Source organism: Pseudomonas sp. GW822-FHT07A10 (assembly GCF_058798795.1).
Genome location: NZ_JBXAKV010000014.1, coordinates 70,255 through 85,367, shown reverse-complemented (window position 1 = coordinate 85,367; position 15,113 = coordinate 70,255). Strand labels below are relative to the sequence as shown.

Here is a 15,113-nt window from a genome sequence, read left to right as displayed (position 1 = left end):
TTGCCGATTAAGGCACCAGATAACCTTTCACCCCGGTGAAGATTATCTGTGCCGCCAGAGCGCACACGAACAATCCCATCAACCGGCTGACAATCTGCAACCCCTGGTCACCCAGAATCCGTTCGATTCGGTTCGATAAATACAGCACCACGCCAACAGTGAAGCTGGCGAGGGCAATACTGAGAATGGCCGTGAGTTTGTCGTCCCAATGCGGCTGGCTCACGCCCATTACCAACAGTGCACCGATGGTGCCCGGGCCGACGGTCAGGGGGATGGTCAGCGGGACGATGGTCACGTCCTGCTGCACATTGTCGGTCTGCACCACCGACTTGCCCTGAGCCATGCCCAGCGCCGAAATGAATAGCACGCTGCCGGCGCCGATGCGAAATGCATCCACGGTAATGCCGAACACGTCAAATATCACCCTCCCGAACAGGTACAGCAAGACGCTGGAAACCAGTGTGGCAATCGCCACCTTCCAGGCCAGGCGACGTTGTTCCTTGCGCGAATAACCGCGGGTCAGGCTGATGAAGCAGGACAATACGAAGAACGGGCTGTAGAGCACCAGCATCTTCAGGTAAACGCTGAATAACACATGGAGCATGGTGCAAGCTCACTGGCGAGGAAGGTCCGGGGGGAGTCTATCAGGTGCGGGGCCATTTTGCCGTCAACATGGGCGGACATCAAATGTTGTTCTTCATGAATTGAGTGAGTGAATTTCTTCTTGTTAGGGTGTTGGATCAAGAAGTTTTTCGCAGACAAATCTGCATATCAAGATGTCAACAGATGCCAAGTAGGCAGGAATTAAAAATGGAGTTTGAGTTGAAAGGAAACGCCCAAGCGATTGCACTGCAAACCGGCGCTTCGGTGTTACACAACAGTTTGTTGGGCTTCGGTGCCAAGCTTTCTAGTCAGGACAAACAATTTGTAAAGAACAGTATTCGATATGCAAAAAATCGAGCGAACAAAAAATACAATAGTGTCAAGCAGGCTGCTGACTGGTTCGAGTATTACTCAGGTGTACTCTGGTCTGTCGGCTGGGGGCTTGATCAGCCGCTCGTGGAAGTAGTGGATCGGAAATTTTCCGGAAGTGTCACAGCGGCGTATCTGGATGTTATGTCCAGGAAGGTCGGGCGCAATAAGGCTGAGACCCTTGTAAATGCTTTAAATATGCTAGGGAACGACGATGTGTTGCAAGGTTCCTTCGCCGCAAGAGTGAGAGAGTCCGGCGAGCTTGAGATTTTGCCCGCCGAGCTTAATCCGGATGGCACGTTGGGAATATTCCTGAGTCATGTACGACTGCTTAAACTAGACTGGTCTACTGGCTTTTGGGGCGTGGGACATTCGATGGCGCAGCTGGATATCAGGGTGCGTGAATTTACTATTCGGCAACGAGGTATCGAAAAAAATCGCCAGATATTACAGGGTGCACTGGATGAGTTGGAGGAGCAGGACTTTATTGATCTGATGTCGCATAACTGATCCTTTTGAAAGACTGTGTTTTGGGCAGTTTAGTTATTTGTTTGTGTGTGGCAATTATTTGTATGTATTCGTTGTTTGATGTCTTTAAGCTGGTTTTGGTAGTGTTGTCGCTGAGCTGAGTTGGCTCGTATTAATAACAATGGAATGTTGAAAAATGAATAAGGTTGATGCTTTAACTGAAGTGGAACAAGCAGAATTAATTACTGGCCTGATCAAGTGTTATCCCGCTTCTCAGGCAAAGGTGCGTATTGCGGGTTTTTCGGCGAGGTCGGGGGCGAGCCTGATCGACTTGGACAATATTCGAGCGGTGGTCGATGGGCCTAACGTCGTCGGTATGCTGGAAGGCATGACTCGGCGCAACAAAAAAGTTGCGCTCAATACTTATCGGTTTGCCGAGATCATGGCCAGCAACCGATACCCTGGAAAAAACCAGATGGAGGAACGATTTCAGTTTTTGCTACAAGTTCTTACCTCGTTGAAATGGACCAAAATCGTCCAGGTATCCAAGGAGTATGAAAAGAAAACGCAAAGTCTGACCATGGAAAATGTAGTGGTCGATATTGTTGGCGGTATCGTCAAAGGCGCTGTCGGAGGCATCGGTATCCCCTCTCTGGTTTCCGATACCCTTGGCTCTCTCAAGCAGGATGAAAAAGCGCTTAACCTTTTCAATCGCTCTGTAGAAAAGGATAAGGGGCGCCGCTTTGGAATGGCCTCTTGCGTACAGGACAATGAAGGTTACGTAAACATGGCTGTCGCGGCGGTCAATTATTCCAAGGAACCTGGTAATGACGGTGGTGTGCTGTTCTTTGAGTGGAAAAGCTCTGAAGTCAATATTTACCAGGACACTGCGCACATGGTTATCCATGAGGGGGATTACCCTGCGAAAAGGGAGGAAGAGGTAAATACCTACCTGGATAAACTGGATGAGCGAGCGTTTCAGGCCATTTTAGCCGGTAAATAACATGGAGTCGGAGGCGTTTGCCTCCGGTTTTTTTGATTGCCAAGAAGTAACGCTTATGTTGAATTCAAATTACGACATATGTATTGATGTCGGGAGCATTTTGTTACTGTCGCATGAGCTGAGTCAGGGGGCGCGTGATGATGTGCTGGACTCGACTTTATATATGCAGCTTGCGGCGACGGCCACGCGGCCTTCATTGGGCGAGTATGAACAGTGGTGGGAACTGTACCGCTCACAATTTAATCAGTTTGGCTGGACTCGTCTTCAAGACTTCGGTGGTTCGTTCGAACCTGATTCAGAACTGCCGTGCCTGACGATAAGTAAAATGCTGGCATCCAAAGTCAGTCGTTATCTTTCCAACACCTATATTGAAGCCATCGACCGTGCACTTATCGAGCTGTCCAGACTGCCACCACACAGTGCGGCACGCGCTTTACTTCGCCAGTATTCGGTTGCTGAGGATCAGGCGTCGAGCCTGACGAGAGTCCGATTGCAGGTCGGTATTGCCCTGGAGGGGACGCGGTTAATCTATTTGACTGGCAGTATCACAACCCGTGAAACGCTCCCGAATTCAATCATCGAGCACATCTTTCGAACTAACGATATCGTTGGGGATGTCGAGTTCAACGGCTGTATTTCAGTGCTGGATCCGATGGCCTTTGAGCCGTGGCGCAAGAGAATTGCAATAGCCGTTGCCGCTACTCGTGAGGACCTGATAAAGACGGTGCGTTCGCCAACGCCCAATAAGTAGCCAGTCGCTTTTAAGTCTGTCGATTCACGATGGTTGAGTCGTGGCACGATGCTGCTGATCGCGCTGGGCAACCCAATGCTCGATCAAATCTCGCAACTGCGACAGCTCGACCGGTTTGGCCATGTGCCCATCCATGCCGGCCTGACGCGCGCGCTCTTTGTGTTCGGCGAGGATGTGCGCGGTCAACGCCACCACGGGGGTGCGAATCCGCTGGTTGCCGACTTCCCAGGCACGCAATTGCTGGGTGGCGGAGAAACCGTCAAGGATCGGCATTTCGCAGTCCATCAGCACCAGATCGTAACGCTGGGCCTTCATTGCCACCAAGGCTTCCTCGCCATTGCTGGCGGTATCCGGTTGCAGGTTGAGCTTGCCCAGCATGCCGCGGATGACCTTGGTCGAGATGCTGTTGTCTTCGGCCACCAGGATGCGGAAGTCGCTGGGCACCTTGACCGGAAGGGTAGGGCCGGTGGGCAGGTGCTGCGAGGTAGTCGGGCCGTTGTTGCGCTGGTTCAGTTCTTCCGCCAGGGTGGTCTTGAGGGTGTAGCCGGCCACTGGCTTGGCGAGGATGCGCTTGATCCCGGAGTTGCGCGCGATGATCTTGCTCGGCGCGTTGCTGATGCCGGTGAGCATGATCAGCAGAATGTCGTGGTTCAGGCTCGGGTCTTCCTTGATCTTGGCGGCCAGTTGCATGCCGGTCATACCAGGCATGTTCTGGTCCAGCAGGACCACGTCGAAATAATCGCGCAGGTGGGCCTTGGTGCGCAGCAGCGCCAGGGCCTCCTTGCCGGACGGTACGGCGCTGACGTTCAGGCCCCAGGCGCTGCACTGCTGCACCAGCACCTTGCGACAGGTGTCGTTGTCGTCCACGACCAGTACGCGTGCGCCTTGCAACGGGCTGTCCAGGTCCGAGGTCGGATGCTCGAGACGGTCCGGGTCCAGTGGCAGGGTCAGCCACAATGTGCTGCCCTGGTTGGCGCCGCTCTTGATGCCGAATTCGCCCTGCATCAAACGGATCAGCTGACGGGCAATCACCAGCCCCAGATTGCCCCCCAGGCTGGTGGCCGAGAGGAAATGCTTGCTGTGCAGCTCGGCGTGCATCAGTGCGTCGCGCTCTTCAGCCTCCATCGGCTGGCCGCTGTCCTGCACGGCGATGCGCAGCCGTGGTTTGGCGCTGCGTTCATCCAGGGCGACAACGATCAGAATCTCGCCTTCATCGGTTTTCTTCAGGGCGTTTTCCAGCAGGCTCAGCAGGGTCTGGCGCAGGCGCGTCGGATCACCGCTGATGACGCGCGGTACCTGTGGCTGGATAAAACTGATCAGCTCGATGTTTTGTTGTTCGGCCTTGGCGCGGAAGATGCTCAGGCAGTCTTCGATCAGGGCATTGAGGTCGAACTGCACATCGTCCAGCTCGATCTGTCCTGACTCGAGCTTGGAGATGTCGAGAATTTCGTTGATCAGCGTCAGCAGTTCGTTGCCGGCGCTATGGATGGTTTGCACATAGTCGCGCTGCTTGACCGACAGCGGGGTGCCCAGCAGCAGTTCGGTCATGCCCAGCACACCATTCATCGGGGTGCGGATTTCGTGGCTGATTTTCGCCAGGAATTCAGCCTTGGCGTTTATTTCGGCATTGCTGGCAGCCAGGTCGCGACTGACGCTGAAACGGTCTTCGGTGATGCTACGCTGTCGCTCGCCCAGGGCCACACTCATCAACAGGCCACTGATACAGATAAACACCAGCAGGGTGATGATCAGGCCTTGCGGGGCGACAAGGGTCAGCCCCTGCAGCGCCGGCAGGATAATCAACGTGCCAAGGTTGAACACCACCATGGCCGCCACGAACAGGCGAGCCGGGCGATAACCTTTTTGCCAGTGATGGGCACTGACGAACAACATGCTCAGGCCGGCCAGGGCAACCAGTGCGTACGTGATCAGGTTCAGCGGCAGGGTGTTGACGAACAACAGCAGCAGGCCGCAGGCCACGATGAACAGGATGTCCCCCAGCAGCAGCTTGTTCAGCGGGTGTGGGCCGAGCGGGGCGAAGAAGCGGTAGGCGAACATCAGGCCGCAAGGTGCGGTCAGCAGCAAGGCAAGATAGGCACCGGGTGTTTGTACGACGGACCAGTTCGGTAACCATGGTCGGGCCAGGTTCAGCAGCAGCACCAGGCTGAGCAGCAGCAACCCTTCGCACGCTGCCAGCCAGAGGCTGCTACGCGAGCGGGTGTAGGTGTAGCGGGTCAGGTTATGCAGGATCAGCATTCCGAGACAGCCAAAGAGCAGACCGTAGATCAACGTCTGGTTCTGAGTGGCTGCGCTCATGACCGCCGATTGCAGGGTGATGTAAGGCCGAAACTGGTGTTCGGAGACCAGTCGCATATAGATGTCGAGGGTTTTGTCGCTTTGTGGCAGCGGCAACATGAAGTCGTTACTGGGCAGGGGGCGCTCAGCCTGAGGCTGCCCGGTGCCGGTATTCAATTGATCGATCAGTTGGTCGCCGTCGAGCACATACAGATTGAGGTGCGACAGGTCGGGGGCGAACACCCTCAGCAACTGTTCGTGTTTGCCGGGTGCCAGCCTGAAACGCAGCCACAGCGCACCCTCGGGCCCGGCTGCGGTAAGGCGGTCGAGTTCGACGGGGCTGAATTGATTGGTGTAGCGGCCGGAGCGGATGTCGCTCAGCTGTAGATCGCCCTGTTCGTCGAGCAATACCGCCCAGCCACTGCCTTGCGTGGCCTGGGCCGGGAGCATGCAGAGCAAGGTCAGCAGAGTGACGGTGAAGCCTATGGCAATCCTGAGCCAGCGCACGGCGAAATCCCTTCGTAGGTTGATGCCAGAATATAACTATGCGCGGCGCCGGAATAGTCCGGCAAGGGCTGCAAGCCCTTGCCTGGCCGAGTGGATGGCTTATTCCTGATTTTCGCCACGCTCGCGGGCAATGGCGCGGTAGCCAATGTCCTTACGATAGAAGCAGCCTTCCCAGTCGATTTTAGCCGCCAGTTTGTAAGCCTGCTGCTGGGCTGCGTCGACGCTGGTGCCCATGGCGGTTGCGCACAGTACCCGACCACCGGCCGTCACCACCTGACCGTCCTTGAGTGCAGTGCCGGCGTGGAAGACTTTGCCTTCCAGTGCCGCGGCTGCATCCAGACCGTTGATGGCAACGCCTTTGGCGTAGTCACCCGGGTAACCGCCAGCGGCCAATACGACGCCGACGCTCGGACGTGGATCCCACTGTGCTTCGACCTTGTCCAGCGCTTGCGCCAGGGCCGCTTCGACCAGCAACACCAGGCTCGACTGCAAACGCAGCATCACCGGTTGGGTCTCAGGATCGCCGAAACGGCAGTTGAACTCGATAACTTTTGGGTTACCAGCCTTGTCGATCATCAAGCCGGCATAGAGGAAACCGGTGTAGACGTTGCCTTCCTCGGCCATGCCGCGCACGGTTGGCCAGATCACCAGGTCCATGACCCGTTGATGGACTTCGGCCGTGACGACCGGAGCCGGGGAGTAAGCGCCCATGCCGCCGGTGTTCGGACCGGTGTCGCCGTCGCCGACGCGTTTGTGGTCCTGGCTGGTGGCCATCGGCAGCACGTTCTTGCCGTCGACCATGACGATGAAGCTGGCTTCTTCGCCGTCCAGGAACTCTTCGATGACCACCCGGGAGCCGGCATCGCCAAACGCGTTGCCAGCGAGCATGTCGCGCACCGCGTCTTCAGCTTCAGCCAATGTCATGGCCACGATCACGCCTTTGCCGGCAGCCAGGCCGTCGGCCTTGATCACGATCGGTGCGCCTTTTTCACGCAGATAAGCCAGGGCCGGCTCGATCTCGGTGAAGTTCTGGTAGTCGGCGGTCGGGATCTTGTGACGCGCCAGGAAATCCTTGGTAAAGGCTTTCGAACCTTCCAGTTGCGCGGCACCCGCGGTCGGGCCGAAGCAATCCAGGCCACGGGAGCGGAACAGATCGACAACGCCTGCAACCAGCGGCACTTCCGGGCCGACGATGGTGAGGGAAACGTTTTTCTCCGCGAAATCTGCAAGCTGCTCGAGGGCGAGCACGTCGATGGCGACGTTCTCGCACTTGGCTTCAATGGCGGTGCCAGCGTTGCCCGGGGCAACGAACACTTTCTGCACGCGCGGATCCTGAGCCACTTTCCAGGCCAGGGCGTGTTCACGGCCACCGCTGCCAATGATCAAAACATTCATTTCAAAAACCTCGGATGACGCTAATTCTGTTTTGGAACCTAAAGCGCTTCACGCCGTAGGAGGTCGCAATGAAGCCGGTAGATACAAGGCGGAGTCGACCTTGATGAGCGGAGCTGCCTTTTGGCAATGAGCATCATCGAGGTCGGCTCCAACGCAGCAGATACCGGGTTCAGTGCGGCCGTTGTCTTATTAGTGACGGAAGTGGCGCATGCCGGTGAAGACCATGGCGATGCCGGCTTCATCAGCTGCGGCAATCACTTCGTTATCACGCATCGAGCCACCTGGCTGGATCACCGCAGTGATACCGACCTTGGCCGCGTTGTCGATGCCGTCGCGGAACGGGAAGAACGCATCCGATGCCATGACCGCGCCCTGCACCTGCAGGCCTGCGTGTTCAGCCTTGATCGCGGCGATACGCGCGGAGTTCACGCGGCTCATCTGGCCGGCGCCGACACCGATGGTCTGACGGTTCTTGGCGTAGACGATGGCGTTGGACTTGACGTACTTGGCGACCTTCCAGGCGAAGATCAGGTCGTTGATTTCCTGCTCGGTTGGCGCGCGCTTGGTCACCACTTTCAGGTCTTCGCTGCCGATCATGCCGATGTCGCGGCTCTGTACCAGCAAACCGCCGTTGACGCGTTTGTAGTCCCAGGCCGGAACGCGGTCAGCCGACCACTCGCCGCAGGCCAGCAGGCGTACGTTGGCCTTGGCTGCCACGATGGCGCGGGCTTCTGCGCTGACGGACGGGGCGATGATCACTTCGACGAACTGACGCTCGACGATGGCCTTGGCGGTTTCAGCATCCAGCTCGCGGTTGAACGCGATGATGCCGCCGAACGCCGACTCGGTGTCGGTGGCGTAGGCCAGTTCGTAGGCTTGACGGATGCCGCCTTCGGCGTCCGGGCTCACGGCCACGCCGCACGGGTTGGCGTGCTTGACGATCACGCAGGCCGGCTTGACGAAGCTCTTCACGCATTCCAGTGCGGCGTCGGTGTCGGCCACGTTGTTGTACGACAGCTCTTTGCCTTGCAGTTGGGTCGCCGTGGCGATGCCGACTTCGGCAGGCTTGGCTTCAACGTAGAACGCCGCGCTCTGGTGCGGGTTCTCGCCGTAGCGCATTTCCTGAGCCTTGATGAACTGGCTGTTGAAGGTGCGCGGGAATTCGCTGCGGCCTTCTGTGCTGAGGGTTTCAGCCGCCTGGTTCACGGTGCCCATGTAGTTGGCGATCATGCCGTCGTAGGCGGCGGTGTGTTCGAAGGCCTTGAGCATCAGATCGAAACGCTGAGCGTAGGTCAGGCCGCCGGCCTTGAGGCTTTCCAGAACGTTGGCGTAATCGCTGGCATTCACCACGATGGCCACGTCTTTGTGGTTTTTTGCCGCCGAACGAACCATGGTCGGGCCGCCGATATCGATGTTCTCGATGGCGGTCGGCAGGTCGCAGCCTGGCTTGTTGATGGTGGCTTCGAACGGGTACAGGTTGACCGCTACCAGATCGATCGGCTTGATGCCGTGCTCGCTCATGATGGCGTCGTCGATACCGCGACGACCGAGGATCCCGCCGTGGATTTTCGGGTGCAGGGTTTTTACCCGACCGTCCATCATTTCTGCGAAACCGGTGTAATCCGCGACTTCTACTGCGGCAACGCCGTTGTCGCGCAGCAGCTTGAACGTCCCGCCGGTGGAGAGGATCTCGACGCCCAGGGCTTCGAGCTCTTTGGCGAATTCAAGGATCCCGGTCTTGTCGGAAACGCTGATCAAGGCGCGGCGGATCGGCAGGCGGGTAGTCTGGTCGGTCATCTCAATTTCCATCAAAAGCAAAGGAGTCAGCAAAAAAGGCGACCGGTTTTACGCGGGCGCCTTTCTGGTTTGATTGAATGCTTACAGCAAATCGTACTGCTTGAGTTTCTTGCGCAGGGTGCCCCGGTTCAGCCCGAGCAGCTCACTGGCCTTGGTCTGGTTGCCCTTGACGTAGTTCATCACGCATTCGAGCAGGGGAGCCTCGACTTCGGAGAGCACCAGGTTGTACACATCCGTGACGGCAGCGCCCTCAAGGTGGGCGAAATAATTGTGCAGCGCCTTCTCGACACTCCCGCGAAGGGTCTGACCTTCTTCGCTCGGTGTATTGAGGTGCTGTTTCAAATTCACGTTGTCGCTCACGGGTGTTGTTCCACTCACTAAAGTCTCGGTCATCATCGTCATGCGGCCACCCCTTCTCCGTCCCCTGTCAGGCTCTTGTAACGTTCGGCGAAGAAGCCTCGAACGTAGGCGCATTGTGCTTCCGTATCTTCCAAACGATTGAAGTGGGCGCGAAACTCCCTGGCGCCCGGCAAGGTTGCGAGATACCAGCCCACATGCTTGCGAGCTATGCGCACGCCCATGACGTCGCCATAGAAGGCATGCAGCGCGGCCAGATGCTCAAGCAGAATACATTCCACCTCGATCAGTTCCGGTGCCGGGAGTTTTTCGCCGGTACGCAGATAATGGTCGATCTCACGAAAAATCCATGGCTGCCCCTGGGCAGCCCGGCCCACCAACAGGCCATCGGCACCGGTCGCGTCGAGCACGTACCGGGCTTTCTCGGGCGAATCGATATCGCCATTGGCGAAGACCGGAATCGACACCGCCTGCTTGATCGCGGCGATGGTGTCGTACTCGGCTTCCCCGGTGTACAGGTCGGCACGCGTGCGGCCATGTACGGCCAACGCCGTGATGCCTGCCTGTTCGGCGATCTTCGCCACCGTCAGACCGTTCTTGTTCGCCCGGTCCCAGCCGGTGCGGATCTTCAGGGTGACCGGCACATCGACCGCAGCCACCACGGCCTGCAGGATCTCGGTCACCAATGCTTCATCTTTCAACAGTGCGGAGCCGGCAGCCTTGTTGCAGACCTTCTTCGCCGGACAGCCCATGTTGATGTCAATAATCTGTGCACCCAGTTCGACGTTGGCCCGGGCCGCATCCGCCAGCATCTGCGCATCTCCGCCGGCGATCTGTACCGAGCGGGGCTCGGGATCGCCTTCGTGGATCATGCGCATCCGCGATTTGCGGGTGTTCCACAAGCTCATGTCGCTGGTGACCATTTCCGAGACTACAAGTCCTGCGCCCAATCGTTTGCACAGCTGACGAAAGGGCTGGTCGGTGACGCCCGCCATGGGGGCGAGGATCAAACCGTTGTGCAATGTATATGGACCGATGCGTACCGCCGACATAGGACTTCCCTGTTGTGGGGCCGGATCATGAGAGTTCGAAAAAGGGTTGGCATGATACCCGCTCTCGATGACTGGATAAAGGCTGAATTGAACAAAATCTGAACAACTAATTCGTTATCGCCAGCGGTTTGGTTTGAACGGTCAAAGTCAGGAAACCGCCGTCAAGCCTGCAACGCTTGAGTGTTTCACTCGGGCGAATGGAAGCTCAGGCTGTAGTTCACCGCTTTGGGGCCTGGGTCGAGAATGTCCAGCGCGATGTGGATCGGCGTTTGCGGCGGCATTTCGGCCAGGCCTTCGAGATCGCCGTTGAGGTACTCGCCGGGCTTGAAGCGGCGGCTGGCGATCAGGTGGCCGTTGAGGTCGGCAAAACGCAGCTCCAGCAGCGGGAACGGCTGGGAGAAGGGCGCACGGTTATAAATGATGGCATCGACCACCAGCGCCCCATTGAAGTCCGGGTGGCTGCGGACCACCAGATTGCTGCTTTTGACTTTTGCGATGTCGACCTTGGACGGCACTGTGCAGCCGATGTGCGGGCACAGTTGCTGGAACCACGGACGATATTGGTCCTGGCGCGCCAGTTCGTCGAAGTGGTAGGCGACGTATTGGCCGACGAGGCCGGCAGCGCCGAGCAGGATCAGCAGCAGCCAGAAAAAGCGCCGACCCCAGGGGGAGCGGCGTTTTTGCCAATCCAGTTGCAACGGGTCGTCGGTCAGGTCCTGTAGCGCTTCAGCGCGCATGGCCGGTTCGCTGCGTTCGCGTCGCTTGCGCAGAGGCTCGACGGTGGGCAGGTCATCGTCGATCTCATCGTCATCGGCTTTCGCCGACAGGCTGCCAAAAGGGATCGGGGCGTCGAGCGGGTCGTGCAGGCGCAGTTGCTGTATCTCGGGCTCATCGTCCAGTGGCACGGGCTCCATGGACAGCGAAGGCTCGGTGCGCGAGTGTTTGCCTGGCTCGATCGTCGGTTCGACCATCGGTGCTGGCGTCTGCGTGTCGGCGGCTTGCGCACGATCGGCGGCCGACTCACTGAAGAGACTGTCGGGCCAAGGGGCTTCGTCGTGTCCGGTGCTGTCGCGACGAGCGCTGAGGCTGTCTTCGCGAGGGCGACCGAACTCCGTCGTCGGCTGGATTTCCCGCTGTTCGAGCCGGGCGAGTTCTTCGTCCAGGTCCAGGCTGTCCAGGTCCATTTCGGCCGCGGTCCATTGCTTTTGGCTGATGGCCCGCTGCACGGGCGGTTCTACGGGCGCCGATGCAGCCGGTTTTACCGCTTCCTTGCCGGCCCGTTGCTCAAGCAACTGCTTGGCGGCGTTGAATACCTGCAAGCATGAGCCGCAACGAACCACCCCACGGGCCACGCTCAACTGAGCATGGCTGACGCGGAAGCTGGTTTGGCAATGCGGGCACTGGGTGACGAAGCTATCGGTCATGCGGCAATCCGGTTTATGCAGGCGCTCATTCTAGCGCCGACGGCCAGTGATGCGTACCCAGCCGTCGCGATTGGCGATCGGATCCAGATCGAAGTCCCGGGCATAAGCGGCGGCGACCTCTTCGCCCTGTTCGGCGAGGATGCCCGACAGCGCCAGGCGACCGCCGGGCTTGACCAGGCTGGACAGTTGCGGCGCCAGGGACACCAGCGGGCCGGCAAGAATGTTGGCCACCAGCACGTCGGCTTGAACCTGCGGCAAATCTTCCGGCAGATAGAGCGGGAACAGCTCGTCGGCAATGTTGTTGCGTCCGGCATTGTCGCGGGAGGCCTCCAGGGCCTGCACATCGATATCGGTGCCGACGGCTTGTTTGGCGCCCAGCAACAGGGCGGCAATCGCCAGAATCCCCGAGCCGCAGCCGAAATCCAGCACGTTGCAGTCTTTCAGGTCCTGGCCATCGAGCCATTCCAGGCACAGCGCGGTGGTCGGGTGAGTGCCGGTGCCGAACGCCAGGCCTGGGTCCAGCAGCAGGTTCACCGCGTCAGGCTCAGGGGCGGCGTGCCAGCTCGGGACAATCCACAGGCGCTGGCCGAAGCGCATCGGCTGGAAGCCATCCATCCAGCTGCGTTCCCAGTCCTGGTCTTCGATCACTTCGCTGTGATGCTCGGGCAGCGGGCTACCGGTCAGCAACTCCAGGTGTGCCAGCACGCTGGCGGCGTCAGTGCCGCCTTCGAACAAGGCCAGCAGGTGTGTGTGCGACCACAGCGGGGTGGTGTTGAGTTCCGGCTCGAAGATCGGCTGATCTTCGGCGTCCATGAAGGTCACCGACACGGCGCCCACTTCAAGGAAAGCGTCTTCGTAGGTTTCGGCTTGTTCTGGGCTGATGGCGAGACGGACTTGCAGCCAAGGCATGGCGGGCACCTTTGAAAAATATAGATTGCAGCCTAGCGGGCTGCGAGAAGCGCGCAAGTTTACGCGAGCGCGCGGCAGAAGACGACCGGGTTGCGATGCTCTGGAGTGAGCGGATTACTGTGGCGAGGGGGCTTGCCCCCGTTCGGTTGCGCAGCAGCCGCAAATCTGTTGAATGCGTTTCGTCAGGAAAGCCTGTGGCGCATTGATAGGGACTGCTTCGCAGCCCAACGGGGGCAAGCCCCCTCACCACAGGATTTTGTATTTATCGATCAATCAACAATCCCCAGAAACAACAAAGCCGCCCGAAGGCGGCCTTGTCGTGTTCCGGCTGAAGCTTAGTGCTTGTCGCCGCCCAGCTTGTGCTCGAGGTAGTGAATGTTCACCCCCCCTTTGCAGAAGCCTTCGTCACGGGTCAGATCACGGTGCAGCGGGATGTTGGTCTTGATCCCGTCGACAACGATTTCGTCCAGCGCATTACGCATGCGCGCCATGGCTTCGTCACGGGTTGCGCCGTAGGTGATCAGCTTGCCGATCAACGAGTCGTAGTTCGGCGGAACGGCATAGCCACTGTACAGGTGCGAATCGACGCGAACGCCGTTGCCGCCTGGTGCGTGGAAATGCTTGACCGTGCCTGGGCTCGGCATGAACGTTTTCGGGTCTTCGGCGTTGATCCGGCATTCCAGCGCGTGACCGCGGATGACCACGTCATCCTGGGTGAACGACAGCTTGTTGCCGGCGGCGATGCTGAGCATCTCCTTGACGATGTCGATGCCGGTGACCATTTCCGATACCGGGTGCTCTACCTGGACACGAGTGTTCATCTCGATGAAGTAGAAGCGGCCATTCTCGTACAGGAACTCGAAAGTGCCGGCGCCACGGTAGCCGATGTCGATGCAAGCCTTGACGCAGCGGGCGAGGACTTCCTCGCGCGCGTTCTCGTCGATGCCCGGTGCCGGCGCTTCTTCGAGAACCTTCTGGTGACGACGTTGCAGCGAGCAGTCGCGGTCGCCCAGATGGATGGCGTGGCCCTGACCGTCGGAAAGCACCTGAACTTCCACGTGACGTGGGTTGGTCAGGAATTTTTCCAGATAGACCATCGGGTTGCCGAACGCTGCGCCCGCTTCGGAGCGGGTCAGTTTCGCCGAGGAGATCAGGTCTTCTTCTTTGTGCACCACGCGCATGCCACGACCACCACCGCCGCCAGCGGCTTTGATGATCACCGGATAACCGACTTCGCGACCAATGCGCAGAGCGGTTTCTTCGTCTTCAGGCAGTGGGCCGTCGGAGCCCGGGACGGTTGGAACGCCAGCGGCGATCATGGCGTGCTTGGCCGATACCTTGTCGCCCATCAGGCGGATGGTATCGGCTTTCGGGCCAATGAACGCGAAACCGGAGTTCTCGACCTGTTCGGCAAAGTCGGCGTTTTCCGCAAGGAAACCGTAGCCTGGGTGAATGGCGGTTGCGCCGGTCACTTCAGCGGCGGCGATGATGGCCGGAATGTGCAGGTAGGAGTGAGCGGCGGAGGCCGGACCGATGCAGACGGATTCGTCTGCCAGGCCCAGGTGCATCAGCTCTTTGTCGGCCTTGGAGTAAACGGCGACGGTCTTGATGCCCATTTCCTTGCAGGCACGCAGAATCCGCAGGGCGATCTCACCGCGGTTGGCGATCAGAACTTTTTCCAACTTCGCAGTCATCAAAGGCTCTCCGCGATTCAAACGATGGTGAACAGCGGTTGGTCGTACTCAACCGGCTGGCCGTCTTCGACGAGGATGGATTCGATCACACCGCTGGCTTCAGCTTCGATGTGGTTCATCATCTTCATGGCTTCGACGATGCACAGGGTGTCGCCTTTCTTCACGGTCTGGCCAACTTCAACGAAGGACGGCGAGGACGGCGAAGATTTGCGATAGAAAGTACCGACCATCGGCGAACGGGCAACGGAGCCGTTCAGCGTAGGTGCAGCTGGCGCCGCAGGCGCAGCGGCAGCAACCGGAGCGGCGGCAGCAACTGGTGCCGGAGCCGGTGCATGCATCGGAGCCGGTGCGTAGTACTGCTGAGCCGGCGTCTTGCTGTGACGGCTGATGCGTACGGACTCTTCGCCTTCCTTGATCTCAAGCTCGTCGATGCCGGACTCTTCCAGCAATTCGATCAGTTTCTTAACTTTACGGATATCCATGAATCAT

Annotated in this window: 13 protein-coding genes; 3 read left to right on the top strand and 10 right to left on the bottom strand. The window is 58.7% G+C overall.

The genetic code is table 11. From position 1 onward, the window contains the following. Positions 1–7: 7 nt before the first annotated feature. Positions 8–604: a MarC family protein gene (locus AC1RL4_RS22145; RefSeq protein WP_019582263.1), complete on the bottom strand. Its 597-nt coding sequence runs from the start codon at positions 602–604 to the stop codon at positions 8–10. 206 nt (positions 605–810) lie between these two features. Here AC1RL4_RS22145 and AC1RL4_RS22140 point away from each other — a divergent pair, with 206 nt between their 5' ends. From AC1RL4_RS22140 to AC1RL4_RS22130, 3 genes are all read left to right on the top strand, one after another. Then, on the top strand, positions 811–1,482 hold the full coding sequence (locus AC1RL4_RS22140) for a hypothetical protein (RefSeq protein WP_019582264.1): 672 nt from the start codon (positions 811–813) through the stop codon (positions 1,480–1,482). A gap of 154 nt (positions 1,483–1,636) precedes the next feature. Continuing rightward, the gene (locus AC1RL4_RS22135; protein WP_019582265.1) at positions 1,637–2,443 is read left to right on the top strand and encodes a hypothetical protein; all 807 of its coding nucleotides are present in this window, start codon (positions 1,637–1,639) and stop codon (positions 2,441–2,443) included. Positions 2,444–2,498: 55 nt separating this feature from the next. Then, complete coding sequence (locus AC1RL4_RS22130) at positions 2,499–3,194, top strand: hypothetical protein (RefSeq protein ID WP_026331932.1); 696 nt, start codon at positions 2,499–2,501, stop codon at positions 3,192–3,194. Between the two features lie 24 nt (positions 3,195–3,218). On the opposite strand, the gene AC1RL4_RS22125 is transcribed toward AC1RL4_RS22130, so the two are convergent. From AC1RL4_RS22125 to accB, 9 genes are all read right to left on the bottom strand, one after another. Further along, a complete protein-coding gene (locus tag AC1RL4_RS22125; RefSeq protein ID WP_019582267.1) occupies positions 3,219–5,996 on the bottom strand; it encodes a hybrid sensor histidine kinase/response regulator in 2,778 nt (925 codons plus the stop codon). A gap of 99 nt (positions 5,997–6,095) precedes the next feature. Beyond that, entirely contained in the window at positions 6,096–7,391 is a 1,296-nt protein-coding gene (gene purD / locus AC1RL4_RS22120) for a phosphoribosylamine--glycine ligase (RefSeq protein WP_019582268.1), read from the bottom strand. A gap of 189 nt (positions 7,392–7,580) precedes the next feature. Further along, positions 7,581–9,188: a bifunctional phosphoribosylaminoimidazolecarboxamide formyltransferase/IMP cyclohydrolase gene (gene purH / locus AC1RL4_RS22115; RefSeq protein WP_028940128.1), complete on the bottom strand. Its 1,608-nt coding sequence runs from the start codon at positions 9,186–9,188 to the stop codon at positions 7,581–7,583. A gap of 81 nt (positions 9,189–9,269) precedes the next feature. Then, a complete protein-coding gene (gene fis / locus AC1RL4_RS22110) occupies positions 9,270–9,590 on the bottom strand; it encodes a DNA-binding transcriptional regulator Fis (RefSeq protein WP_007907419.1) in 321 nt (106 codons plus the stop codon). Continuing rightward, a complete protein-coding gene (dusB, locus tag AC1RL4_RS22105; RefSeq protein WP_018928425.1) occupies positions 9,587–10,597 on the bottom strand; it encodes a tRNA dihydrouridine synthase DusB in 1,011 nt (336 codons plus the stop codon). The genes fis and dusB overlap by 4 nt, the downstream gene beginning before the upstream one ends. Before the next feature lie 185 nt (positions 10,598–10,782). Continuing rightward, on the bottom strand, positions 10,783–12,021 hold the full coding sequence (locus AC1RL4_RS22100; protein WP_019582269.1) for a DUF3426 domain-containing protein: 1,239 nt from the start codon (positions 12,019–12,021) through the stop codon (positions 10,783–10,785). Between the two features lie 30 nt (positions 12,022–12,051). After that, entirely contained in the window at positions 12,052–12,930 is an 879-nt protein-coding gene (gene prmA, locus AC1RL4_RS22095) for a 50S ribosomal protein L11 methyltransferase (RefSeq protein WP_019582270.1), read from the bottom strand. Between the two features lie 335 nt (positions 12,931–13,265). Further along, entirely contained in the window at positions 13,266–14,624 is a 1,359-nt protein-coding gene (accC, locus tag AC1RL4_RS22090) for an acetyl-CoA carboxylase biotin carboxylase subunit (protein ID WP_230175424.1), read from the bottom strand. 17 nt (positions 14,625–14,641) lie between these two features. Continuing rightward, positions 14,642–15,106: an acetyl-CoA carboxylase biotin carboxyl carrier protein gene (gene accB, locus AC1RL4_RS22085; protein ID WP_019582271.1), complete on the bottom strand. Its 465-nt coding sequence runs from the start codon at positions 15,104–15,106 to the stop codon at positions 14,642–14,644. Positions 15,107–15,113 lie beyond the last annotated feature (7 nt).

Coding starts and splice junctions, on each gene's coding strand:
- AC1RL4_RS22145 (WP_019582263.1), bottom strand. CDS start 604: ATGCTCCATGTGTTATTCAGCGTTTACCTGAAGATGCTGGTGCTCTAC.
- AC1RL4_RS22140 (WP_019582264.1), top strand. CDS start 811: ATGGAGTTTGAGTTGAAAGGAAACGCCCAAGCGATTGCACTGCAAACC.
- AC1RL4_RS22135 (WP_019582265.1), top strand. CDS start 1,637: ATGAATAAGGTTGATGCTTTAACTGAAGTGGAACAAGCAGAATTAATT.
- AC1RL4_RS22130 (WP_026331932.1), top strand. CDS start 2,499: ATGTTGAATTCAAATTACGACATATGTATTGATGTCGGGAGCATTTTG.
- purD (WP_019582268.1), bottom strand. CDS start 7,391: ATGAATGTTTTGATCATTGGCAGCGGTGGCCGTGAACACGCCCTGGCC.
- purH (WP_028940128.1), bottom strand. CDS start 9,188: ATGACCGACCAGACTACCCGCCTGCCGATCCGCCGCGCCTTGATCAGC.
- fis (WP_007907419.1), bottom strand. CDS start 9,590: ATGACGATGATGACCGAGACTTTAGTGAGTGGAACAACACCCGTGAGC.
- dusB (WP_018928425.1), bottom strand. CDS start 10,597: ATGTCGGCGGTACGCATCGGTCCATATACATTGCACAACGGTTTGATC.
- AC1RL4_RS22100 (WP_019582269.1), bottom strand. CDS start 12,021: ATGACCGATAGCTTCGTCACCCAGTGCCCGCATTGCCAAACCAGCTTC.
- prmA (WP_019582270.1), bottom strand. CDS start 12,930: ATGCCTTGGCTGCAAGTCCGTCTCGCCATCAGCCCAGAACAAGCCGAA.
- accC (WP_230175424.1), bottom strand. CDS start 14,624: ATGACTGCGAAGTTGGAAAAAGTTCTGATCGCCAACCGCGGTGAGATC.
- accB (WP_019582271.1), bottom strand. CDS start 15,106: ATGGATATCCGTAAAGTTAAGAAACTGATCGAATTGCTGGAAGAGTCC.